Source organism: Frigidibacter oleivorans, from assembly GCF_003993775.1.
GTDB classification, from domain to species: Bacteria; Pseudomonadota; Alphaproteobacteria; order Rhodobacterales; family Rhodobacteraceae; genus Frigidibacter; species Frigidibacter oleivorans.
This window is the reverse complement of record NZ_RJRZ01000016.1, coordinates 34,380-43,754: the sequence shown is the minus strand read 5'-3', so window position 1 is coordinate 43,754 and position 9,375 is coordinate 34,380. Positions and strand designations below refer to the sequence as shown.

Sequence of the window (9,375 nt, the reverse complement as noted above, 5' to 3'; positions counted from 1 at the left end):
GATTTTTCTGATCAGGAATAGCGGCGGCACGCAGGCATCCCGCGACCGGGCCGCGCCGCCGGCAGCCGGGATCAGCTTTTCTTCGATTTCTTCTTTTTCTTGCGGTCCTGCGGCGCCGGGGGGGACTGCATCAGCTGCTGCAGTTCCGCGGGCTCCAGCCGGGCCAGCCGCGCCTGCCACAGCGCCATCGTCTCCAGCGCCTCGGACAGTTCGGCCAGCGCCCCGTCCGGCGCCACCTGACGCAGGGCGCGCAGCCGGTCCACCGCCGGGCTCAGCACCCGCCGTTCGCGTTCGGCCAGCATCTGGCGCACCAGCATCCAGGGGTCGGCCGGGGCAACGAAGAACTCGCGCCGGTCGCCCGGCACCCGGGTGACGGCGACGAGGCCCCAGGCCCGCAACTCCTTCAGCGCGGTGGACACGTTCGATCGCGAGATGCCCGCGACCTGCACCAGATCGTCGGCACAGGGGGGATTCGGTGCCCGCCAGATGGCCGCGAAACACAGCGAGGCGGGCCGCGTCAGCCCGAGATTTTCCCCGGTTTCGGCAAAGAGCGTCTTCAATCCGTCGTCGAGCATCGCCCCTCCGAGCACTTCGGGAATGCCGGAAGGATGGTAGAGAAGCCCGCGCCCGCTGTCAGCCCCGCTCGCCGCACCGCAACGGGCGAAACCGGTATCATTGCCGCGCCTGCGCGGTTGCCCGCCCAGATGGCGGGGGACGGGGCGGCGAAACCCCTAGTCCGCCACCACCGTCCAGGGCGCCTCGTAGCGGTGTTCCTGCAGGTTGTCGCCGGGTCCGATCCGGTCCACCACGGCGAAGAGGCCGGGCGCATGCAGCGGGGTCAGGACACCGTGCCATGTGCCGCGATGCAGGTTGATCCCCTGCCCCGGCCCGGTGACGAAGGCGCGCGGCCGGCCCGGCACCCCGCCCGCATCGGGCGCCACGATCACCAGGAAGGGCTGCAGCGACATCGGCAGGAAGGCCTGGCTGCCCTCGGGGTGCCGCTCGACCAGATCGAAGCCATAGGGCAGTTGCCGGGGCACCGCGTCGAAGATCGACAGCCCGGCCCGACCGTCGCCGAAATCGAGCCGCGCCCGGTCGTGATAGCGCCCGCACAGGCCCGCATTGATCATCCGGTCCGGCGTGCCCTCGGCCTGAAGCACATCGCCGAAGGGGCCGAACGCCCGCTCGGTCAGCGGTTCTGCGGCAATGACGTGCATTCCGTGTCCTCCTCCGCGCCGGGTCCATCGCCGGCCTCAACCGCGTCGAACCCGTCGCGCTGCGGGTCGAGTTCCACCGCGAGGAAACGCTCGAAGGCATCGAAGTCCAGCCGGTCGAACTGGCCGAAGCCCTGCATCCACACGCTCGCCTCGCGCAGCGCATCCGGTTCCAGCCGGCACCATTTCACCCGGCCGCGCTTTTCCTGGCTGATCAGCCCGGCCTCGGCGAGGATCTGCAGATGTTTGGAGATCGCGGCCAGCGACATCCGGAACGGGTCGGCCACATCCGTCACCGCCATGTCGTCCTCCAGCAGCATCGAAAGGATCGTGCGCCGCGTCGGGTCCGCCAGCGCCGAGAATACCGCATCGAGCCGCGGCTGCGGAACCGCGCGCGGTTCGGTATCGGCAGGGGGGGCGGGCGCCTCTGGCATGACCCGTCTTCGCAAGGGTCGCGGCAATCGTCAACCGATCGGTTGAATGACGGTTTTCGCCGCAGCCGCATCCCGTGAGGTGAAGGGCGGCGCGAGACCCACGTCATTCTATAAACAAATCAATGGTTTGCCCGTCATCACATCGACCGGGAAGCACCTTGACTCACGCCCCCGCGATCCCTACCAAGGCCGCAACTGCCGACGGGGGGCCCCGCATGGCCGAGGATCCAGACAAGACCCGGCTCGACGCGTTCGAAACGCGGCTGGCACGGGCCCGAGCGGAAAAGGCCGGTGCCGCGTCCGGTGGGGTCGGAAAGAACTTCAGCCAGTCCGAAATGGCCTGGCGCATGGTGATCGAACTGGTCTCGGGCATCGGGATCGGCTTCGGCATCGGATACGGGCTGGATGTGCTGTTCGGAACGATGCCGTTCCTGATGGTGCTGTTCGTGCTTCTGGGGCTGGCCGCGGGGATCAAGACCGTGATCCGGACCGCCACGGAGATGCAGGAAAAACGTCAGGCGGCCGAGGCCGCCGCGGATGAGGGGAAGTGAAGTGGCGACGGAAACCGCGACCGAACATGCAGCCGAAGGCGGGCTCGCCTTTCACCCGATGGACCAGTTCCTGGTCCGTCCGCTGTTCGGCGGCTCAGAGATCCACTGGTACACGCCCACCAATGTGACGCTGTGGATGGCGCTCACGGTGCTGGCGATCGTGCTGCTGCTGGTCGTGGGTTCGCGCGGGCGCGCCATCGTCCCCAGCCGGGCCCAGTCGGTCGCCGAACTGACCTTCGGCATGGTCCACAAGATGCTCGAGGACATCACCGGCAAGGAGGGGCTGAAATACTTCCCCTATGTAATGACGCTCTTCTGCTTCATCGTCTTTGCCAACTTCCTCGGCCTGATCCCGATGTCCTTCTCGACCACCTCGCATATCGCGGTTACCGCGGTGCTGGCGCTGATGGTCTTCCTCGGCGTCACCATCCTCGGCTTCGTCAAGAACGGCACGCATTTCCTGAACCTGTTCTGGGTCTCGTCGGCGCCGCTGCCGCTGCGTCCGGTGCTGGCGGTGATCGAGGTCATCTCCTACTTCGTGCGGCCGGTCAGCCACTCCATCCGACTTGCGGGCAACGTCATGGCCGGCCACGCGGTGATCAAGGTCTTCGCGGGCTTTGCAGCCATCGCCGCCATCGCCCCGGTCTCGATCCTCGCCATCACCGCGATGTACGGGCTCGAGGTGCTGGTCGCGCTGATCCAGGCCTATGTCTTCACCATCCTCACCTGCGTCTACCTCAAGGACGCGCTGCACCCGGGCCACTGAGGCCCCGGTCGGTTCCGATCTTCCAACCTTTCCAATCCTGAAGGAGCTTCGACATGGAAAGCCTCGCCCAACTCGGTCAATATCTCGGCGCCGGTCTGGCCTGCATCGGCATGGCCGGGGCCGCCATGGGGGTGGGCAACGTTGCCGGCAACTACCTCGCCGGCGCGCTCCGCAACCCCTCGGCCGCCGCGTCGCAGACCGCGACCCTGTTCATCGGCATGGCCTTTGCCGAAGCGCTCGGCATCTTCTCGTTCCTCGTCGCGCTGCTGCTGCTGTTCGCGGTCTGATCTCCGAAAGCTGAAGCCGGGCGGGCCCCTCGCGGGGCCTGCCCGACGGTTTGACAGGTCCAGCCGGACCGGGGGAAAGACATGGCAACAACAACGGAAGAAGCGGCGGCACATGCGGCGGATGCCGTCAATCCGCTGCTGCCCGGCACCGATGCGCATGGCAGTGCCGTGGGCATGCCGCAGCTGGTCTTCGAAACCTTTCCGAATCAGATCTTCTGGCTGCTCGTCGCGCTGGTGGTGATCTACCTCGTGCTGTCGCGCATCGCCCTGCCCCGCATCGGCGGCGTGCTGGCCGAACGGGCGGGCACGATCACCAACGACCTCGCCACCGCCGAGGAGATGAAGCTGAAGGCCCGCGAGGCCGAGGCCGCCTATACCAAGGCGCTGGCCGATGCCCGGGCCGAGGCGGCGAAGATCGTCGCCGCGGCCAAGGCCGAGATCCAGGCCGACCTAGACGCCGCGACTGCCCATGCCGATGCGGAAATCGCGGCGAAGGCGGCGGAATCGGAAGCGCGGATCGGCGAAATCCGTGCCGGCGCGCTGGAGGCGGTGAATGCCGTCGCCCGCGAAGCCGCGGCAGAGATCGTCGCCCATTTCGGCGCCCGGGCGGATGCCGGTGCCATCGACGCGGCCGTGGCCGCCCGGATCAAGGGGTAAGACCATGCGGATGCTTCTGCCGGTTCTGCTGCTGGCCGCCGGTCCCGCCCTCGCGGCCACCGGCCCCTTCTTCTCGCTGGGCAACACCGACTTCATCGTCACCCTGGCCTTCCTGCTGTTCGTCGGCATCCTCGTCTACTTCAAGGTGCCGGCGCTGATCGGCGGGCTGCTGGACAAGCGCGCCGCGACGATCCGCGCGGAACTCGACGAGGCCCGCGCGCTGCGCGAGGAGGCCCAGACGATCCTCGCCTCTTACGAGCGCAAGCAGAAGGAGATGATGGAGCAGTCGGACATCATCGTCGCCACCGCGAAGAAAGAGGCGATGGCCGCCGCCGACAAGGCGAAGGCCGACCTGAAGACCTCGATCGCGCGGCGCCTGAAGGCCGCCGAGGAACAGATCGCCTCGGCCGAGAAGGCCGCGGTGAACGAGGTGCGCAACCGCGCCGTGTCGGTGGCCGTGGCCGCCGCGAGCGAGATCATCGCCCGCGACATGCAGCCCGCCGACAAGTCGGCCCAGATCGACGCCGCCATCGGCGAGGTCGAGGCCCGGCTGCACTGAGGGCGCCACACCCGGATCTTCGCGAAGGCCCCGGTCGCAGGACCGGGGCTTTTGCCTTTCGCGGTGGGCCCTGCTCTACCGCCCCCGCTCGTGTTCGAACCGCAGCTGCGCCACAGCCTCGTTCCGGGCGCTGCGGCCCTGCTCGGCCAGTGCGGTGCGGATGAAATCGAGATGCGCCTCCACCGCGGTCCGGGCCGCCTGCGGGTCGCGGGCGCGCAGCGCCGCCTCGATGGCGCGGTGCTGGTCCAGCAGCAGGTCGCGGGTGCTGCGATTGCGGAACATGATCTGGCGGTTGTAGAACACGCCCTCGCGCAAGAGGTCGAACATCGACCGCATCATGTGCAGCAGCACGACGTTGTGGCTCGCCTCGAGGATCGCCATGTGGAACTGCGCGTCCAGCGCCGCCTCTTCCTCGGGGTTGCGCTTGGCATGGGCGGTCTCCATCCGCGCCAGCACCGCGGCCACCACCTTCAGGTCGGTGTCGGACCCGAGCCGCGCCGCGCGCTCCGCCGCCAGCCCCTCCAGATCGCGGCGGAAGTCGAGGTAATCCGACACCGCCTCGTCATGGCTGGCAAACAGCCGGATCAGCGCGGGCGAGAAGGCGTTGCCCAGAACCTCGGCCACGAAGACCCCCGCGCCGGGACGGCTGACGACCAGCCCAGCCGCCTGCAGCTCGGCCAGCGCCTCGCGCAGCGAGGGCCGCGACACGCCCAGCCGTTCGGCCAGCTCGCGTTCCGCCGGCAGACGCTCGCCCGGCCGCAGGATGCCCTGAAGGATCAGCAGCTCGATCTGCCGCACCACCGAGTCCGACAGCTTCGCGGTTTCGACCTTGCGGAACGGCATCCCACCTCCTGCGCCCATGCCCAAGGCTTAGGACGGGCGCCGGCGGCGCGCAACGGGCGCCTTCTGCGCCCGCCCGCGCCATGCTAGCCTCGCCCCGGCAGCCAAAGGGGGGCGGAATGACGGCGATCCATCGGGGCTCCTGCCTTTGCGGCAAGGTCCGCTTCACGGTGACCGGCGACCTGCCCGAGGTCACCGCCTGCCACTGCACGATCTGCCGCAGGCATTCGGGGCATTTCGAGGCCTCGGTGGACCTGCCGCGCGACCGGCTGGCCGTGGAGGGCGCCGAGCATGTCACCTGGTATGCCTCCTCCGCCAAGGCGCGGCGCGGCTTTTGCGCGACCTGCGGGTCGTCGCTGCTCTTCGACCCGCGCGACCATGACTGGATCGCGGTGGCGATGGGGGCCTTCGACGGGCCGACCGGCACCCGGCTGGCGCTGCACATCTTCACCGCCGACAAGGGCGACTATTACGACATCGCCGACGGCGTGCCGCAGAACCTGCAGTGACGGCCGCGGCGTGACGGCCCCGAAATGAGAAGGGCCGGACCTTCCGGCCCGGCCCTCCCTTCGATCTTCGGCGCCGACCTTACTGGTTCGGCGTGATGATGATCTCGACCCGGCGGTTCTGCGCGCGGCCGGATTCGGTGGCGTTGCTGGCCACCGGGCGGCTTTCGCCCTGCCCGTAGAAGGTGATCCGCCCCGGGGCCACGCCGCTGGTCCGCAGCACCTGCGCCACGGCCGAGGCGCGGCGCTGCGACAGGTCCTGGTTATAGGCCTCGGACCCGGTGGAGTCGGTATGGCCCACGACCTGCACCGAGGTGTTCGGATAGCGGTTCAGGCTGTCGGCCAGGGTGTAGAGGTTGTTGACGCTGGATTGCGACACGGTGGCGCTGTCTACCGCGAAGAGGACGCTTTCCGGCATGTTCACCACGAGGTTCGAACCGGTGTTGGTCACCGTGGTGCCGTTGCCGAGCTGCCCCTGCAGTTCCTGCGCCTGCCGGTCCAGCAGCGAGCCCGCCACGCCGCCGATGGCCGCGCCGGCGATGGCGCCCGCGGCGGCCTTGGTCAGCCGTTCGTCGCCATCGGCCGTCGCCCCAAGGACGCCGCCGACCACCGCGCCGGCGATGGCCGCGTTGCGGGCATTGTTGGTCTGGGGCTGGCCGCCGTAGTAGCCGCCCGAATTGTCCACGCAGGCGGACAGGCCGAGGCTGCCCGCGATGGCGAGGATGAAGGTCTTGTTGAAGGTCATGACTGCCGCCTCTCTTGCCGGTGCCTCCGCGGGTTTCATCCCGCCCCTTGGGCACATCGTGCGACCTATAGCAGAGGTTCCGTGCGGTCGTGCAGCGGCTGGTGGGCCGGAAGCGGCTTTTCGCCCATCACATCCCGGCGAGCGCATGTGTCGGCGATGCCGGGCCGGCTGGGCCGCCCGCACCTGTCCCCGCCTCGGCCCGGGCCGTTTCCCAGGCCAGCAGCGCCCGTTTCACCGGCAGGCCCCAGTGATAGCCGGCCAGCGCCCCCGACCCCGCGATCACCCGGTGGCAGGGGATCAGGAAGGCCAGCGGGTTGCGTCCCACCGCGGTGCCCACCGCCCGCACCGCGCCGGGGTTGCCGATAGCCGCGGCGATATCGCCATAGGTCGTGACCTCGCCGGCGGGAACGCGCAGCAGCGCCTCCCATACCTTGATCTGGAACGGGCCGCCCACCGCCTGCACCGGCGTCCGCCCGCCCGCAAAGGCCGCCTCGACCCATGGCCGCAGCGCTTCGGGGTCTTCGCTCAGGGTCGCGGCGGGCCAGCGCCCGGCGAGGTCGGCGAAGGCCGCCGCTTCGCCCACCGCATCGGTGAAGGCCAGCCCGCACAGGCCCCGCGCGGTGCCCATAGCCAGCACCGGCCCGAAGGGCGAGCCGAAGCTGCCCCAGCGGATCGTCAGCCCCGCGCCGCCCTTGGCGAAGTCGCCGGGCGTCATCGCCTCCCACCGCAGGAAAAGGTCGTGCAGGCGACCCGATCCCGACAGGCCCGCCTCCAGCGCGGTGTCGAGCAGGCTGCGCCGTTCGGCCAGCAGCCGGCGCGACAGGTCCAGCGTCAGATATTGCTGGAAGCGTTTGGGCGACACCCCGGCCCAGGCCGAGAACAGCCGCTGGAAATGCGGCGCGCTCATGCCCATCTGCCCGGCCAGCCGGTCGAGCGTCAGGTCGGGACCCGCCTCCTCGATCAGCCGGATCGCCCGCGCCACGACGCGGTAGTGATAGCGGTCTTCCGCCGTCTCGGTGCTGCCGTCCATCGGATGCCTTCCCCCGGAATGCGTCATCGTCCTGCCTGCAAGATAGGCGCGGCCCGCCCCGCCCGCGACCCGGAAGCTGCGCTTCCGGTTCTGACCTTGCCCGGGGCGCGGGGCCGGTGCATAGCGGGGTCATGGCCCGCCAGCTGGATTATCATACGCTTCGCGCGATCTTCGGCCGCTTTCAGGCGGTGGAGCCCGAACCAAAGGGCGAGCTGGAACATGTCAACGCCTTCACCCTGCTGGTGGCGGTGGCGCTGTCGGCGCAGGCGACGGATGCCGGGGTGAACAAGGCGACGCGGCCGCTGTTCCGGATCGCCGACACGCCCGAGAAGATGCTGGCGCTCGGGCTCGACGGGCTGACCGACGCGATCAAGACCATCGGCCTGTTCCGCCAGAAGGCGAAGAACGTGATCCGCCTGTCGGAAATCCTGATCGAGCGGTTCGGGGGCGAGGTGCCCTCGTCCCGTGCGGCGCTGCAATCGCTGCCGGGGGTCGGGCGCAAGACCGCGAATGTCGTGCTCAGCATGTGGTTCCACCATCCGGCGCAGGCGGTCGACACCCATATCTTCCGCGTGGGCAACCGGACCGGCATCTGCCCCGGCAAGGATGTCGAGGCGGTGGAGCGCGCCATCGAGGATAATGTGCCCGTCGAGTTTCAGACCCATGCCCATCACTGGCTGATCCTGCATGGCCGCTATATCTGCGTGGCCCGCAAGCCGAAATGCGGCATCTGCCCGATCCACGAATTTTGCCCCTACGAGGAGAAGACCGCGTGACCCAGCCCCATCAGGTTGTCGGTATCGGCAACGCCATCGTCGATGTCCTGTCGCATTCCGACGACCGCTTCCTCGACCTGATGGGGATCGAGAAGGGCATCATGCAACTGGTCGAACGCGAACGGGCCGAGGTGCTGTATGCCGGGATGCGCGAGCGGACCGAGGCGCCGGGCGGGTCGGTGGCGAACACGCTGGCGGGGCTGGGCAATCTCGGCCTGTCCACCGCCTTCATCGGCCGGGTCCGCGACGACGCGCTCGGCCGGTTCTATGCGGCCTCGATGGCGGCGGAAGGCACGGATTTCCCGAACGCGCCGGTGCCGGGGGCCGATCTGCCGACCTCGCGCAGCATGATCTTCGTGACGCCCGACGGCGAGCGGTCGATGAACACCTATCTGGGCATCTCGGCCGACCTGTCGCCCGATGACGTGGACGAGGCGGTGACCGGCGGGGCCGAGATCCTGTTCCTCGAAGGGTATCTCTTCGACAAGGACAAGGGGAAGGAAGCCTTCCTGAAGGCCGCGCGGTCCACCCACCGGGGCGGCGGGATGACCGGGATCGCGCTGTCGGACCCGTTCTGCGTGGACCGGCACCGCGCCGATTTCCGCCGCCTGATCCGCGAGGAGATGGATTACGTCATCGGCAATGTCCATGAATGGACCTCGCTCTACCAGACCGAGGATCTGGAGGCGGCGCTGGCGCAGGCGCGGGCCGAGTGCGGGCTGGTGGTCTGCACCCGGTCGGGCGCGGATGTGGTGCTGATCCGGGGCGACGAGCGGGTCGAGGTGCCGGTGCACCGGGTGGTGCCGGTCGATGCCACCGGCGCGGGCGACCAGTTCGCGGCGGGCTTCCTCTATGGTCTCGCCACCGGGCAGCCGCTGGACCGGGCGGGCCGCATGGGCTGTGTCGCGGCGGCCGAGGTGATCAGCCATTTCGGCGCCCGGCCCGAGACGGACCTGAAGCGGCTGTTCCACGCGCAGGGGCTGATCTGAACCCGGCATGTCGCTTTCGGA

General features: G+C 69.1%; 14 protein-coding genes. 8 read left to right on the top strand and 6 right to left on the bottom strand.

Translation table 11 applies throughout. From position 1 onward, the window contains the following. Window positions 1-71: 71 nt before the first annotated feature. The 3 genes from EEY80_RS16340 to EEY80_RS16330 form a co-directional block, all read right to left on the bottom strand. Complete coding sequence (locus EEY80_RS16340; RefSeq protein ID WP_126978310.1) at window positions 72-575, bottom strand: GbsR/MarR family transcriptional regulator; 504 nt, start codon at window positions 573-575, stop codon at window positions 72-74. A gap of 156 nt (window positions 576-731) precedes the next feature. Next, the gene (locus tag EEY80_RS16335) at window positions 732-1,217 is read right to left on the bottom strand and encodes an ureidoglycolate lyase (RefSeq protein WP_126978308.1); all 486 of its coding nucleotides are present in this window, start codon (window positions 1,215-1,217) and stop codon (window positions 732-734) included. Further along, window positions 1,190-1,648, bottom strand: coding sequence for an ArsR/SmtB family transcription factor (locus EEY80_RS16330; protein ID WP_126978306.1), 459 nt, complete (start codon window positions 1,646-1,648; stop codon window positions 1,190-1,192). The genes EEY80_RS16335 and EEY80_RS16330 overlap by 28 nt, the downstream gene beginning before the upstream one ends. A 215-nt stretch (window positions 1,649-1,863) precedes the next feature. On the opposite strand from EEY80_RS16330, the gene EEY80_RS16325 reads away from it, so the two are divergent. From EEY80_RS16325 to EEY80_RS16305, 5 genes are all read left to right on the top strand, one after another. Beyond that, a complete protein-coding gene (locus EEY80_RS16325; RefSeq protein ID WP_126978304.1) occupies window positions 1,864-2,199 on the top strand; it encodes an AtpZ/AtpI family protein in 336 nt (111 codons plus the stop codon). After that, window positions 2,186-2,965 (top strand): F0F1 ATP synthase subunit A, encoded by a 780-nt coding sequence (locus tag EEY80_RS16320; protein WP_126978302.1) that lies wholly within the window; start codon window positions 2,186-2,188, stop codon window positions 2,963-2,965. Before EEY80_RS16325 ends, EEY80_RS16320 begins: the two co-directional genes overlap by 14 nt. Before the next feature lie 53 nt (window positions 2,966-3,018). Continuing rightward, the gene (locus EEY80_RS16315) at window positions 3,019-3,252 is read left to right on the top strand and encodes a F0F1 ATP synthase subunit C (protein WP_126978300.1); all 234 of its coding nucleotides are present in this window, start codon (window positions 3,019-3,021) and stop codon (window positions 3,250-3,252) included. Between the two features lie 81 nt (window positions 3,253-3,333). Further along, the gene (locus EEY80_RS16310) at window positions 3,334-3,909 is read left to right on the top strand and encodes a F0F1 ATP synthase subunit B' (RefSeq protein ID WP_126978298.1); all 576 of its coding nucleotides are present in this window, start codon (window positions 3,334-3,336) and stop codon (window positions 3,907-3,909) included. Window positions 3,910-3,913: 4 nt separating this feature from the next. Continuing rightward, the gene (locus EEY80_RS16305; RefSeq protein WP_126978296.1) at window positions 3,914-4,468 is read left to right on the top strand and encodes a F0F1 ATP synthase subunit B; all 555 of its coding nucleotides are present in this window, start codon (window positions 3,914-3,916) and stop codon (window positions 4,466-4,468) included. 75 nt (window positions 4,469-4,543) lie between these two features. Here EEY80_RS16305 and EEY80_RS16300 read toward each other — a convergent pair whose 3' ends face one another. After that, window positions 4,544-5,311: a FadR/GntR family transcriptional regulator gene (locus tag EEY80_RS16300; protein WP_126978294.1), complete on the bottom strand. Its 768-nt coding sequence runs from the start codon at window positions 5,309-5,311 to the stop codon at window positions 4,544-4,546. A 116-nt stretch (window positions 5,312-5,427) separates the two neighbouring features. Between EEY80_RS16300 and EEY80_RS16295 the strand changes: the two genes are divergently transcribed. Beyond that, on the top strand, window positions 5,428-5,817 hold the full coding sequence (locus EEY80_RS16295; RefSeq protein WP_205749143.1) for a GFA family protein: 390 nt from the start codon (window positions 5,428-5,430) through the stop codon (window positions 5,815-5,817). 79 nt (window positions 5,818-5,896) lie between these two features. Here EEY80_RS16295 and EEY80_RS16290 read toward each other — a convergent pair whose 3' ends face one another. Together EEY80_RS16290 and EEY80_RS16285 are read right to left on the bottom strand one after the other, a co-directional pair. Continuing rightward, window positions 5,897-6,559, bottom strand: a complete 663-nt coding sequence (locus EEY80_RS16290; RefSeq protein WP_126978292.1) for an OmpA family protein — start codon at window positions 6,557-6,559, stop codon at window positions 5,897-5,899. A gap of 127 nt (window positions 6,560-6,686) precedes the next feature. Then, complete coding sequence (locus tag EEY80_RS16285; RefSeq protein WP_126978290.1) at window positions 6,687-7,589, bottom strand: methylated-DNA--[protein]-cysteine S-methyltransferase; 903 nt, start codon at window positions 7,587-7,589, stop codon at window positions 6,687-6,689. A gap of 131 nt (window positions 7,590-7,720) precedes the next feature. On the opposite strand from EEY80_RS16285, the gene nth reads away from it, so the two are divergent. Together nth and EEY80_RS16275 are read left to right on the top strand one after the other, a co-directional pair. After that, window positions 7,721-8,365, top strand: coding sequence for an endonuclease III (gene nth, locus EEY80_RS16280; protein WP_126978288.1), 645 nt, complete (start codon window positions 7,721-7,723; stop codon window positions 8,363-8,365). After that, window positions 8,362-9,354 (top strand): adenosine kinase, encoded by a 993-nt coding sequence (locus tag EEY80_RS16275; protein WP_235829881.1) that lies wholly within the window; start codon window positions 8,362-8,364, stop codon window positions 9,352-9,354. The genes nth and EEY80_RS16275 overlap by 4 nt, the downstream gene beginning before the upstream one ends. The last annotated feature ends 21 nt before the right edge of the window (window positions 9,355-9,375 follow it).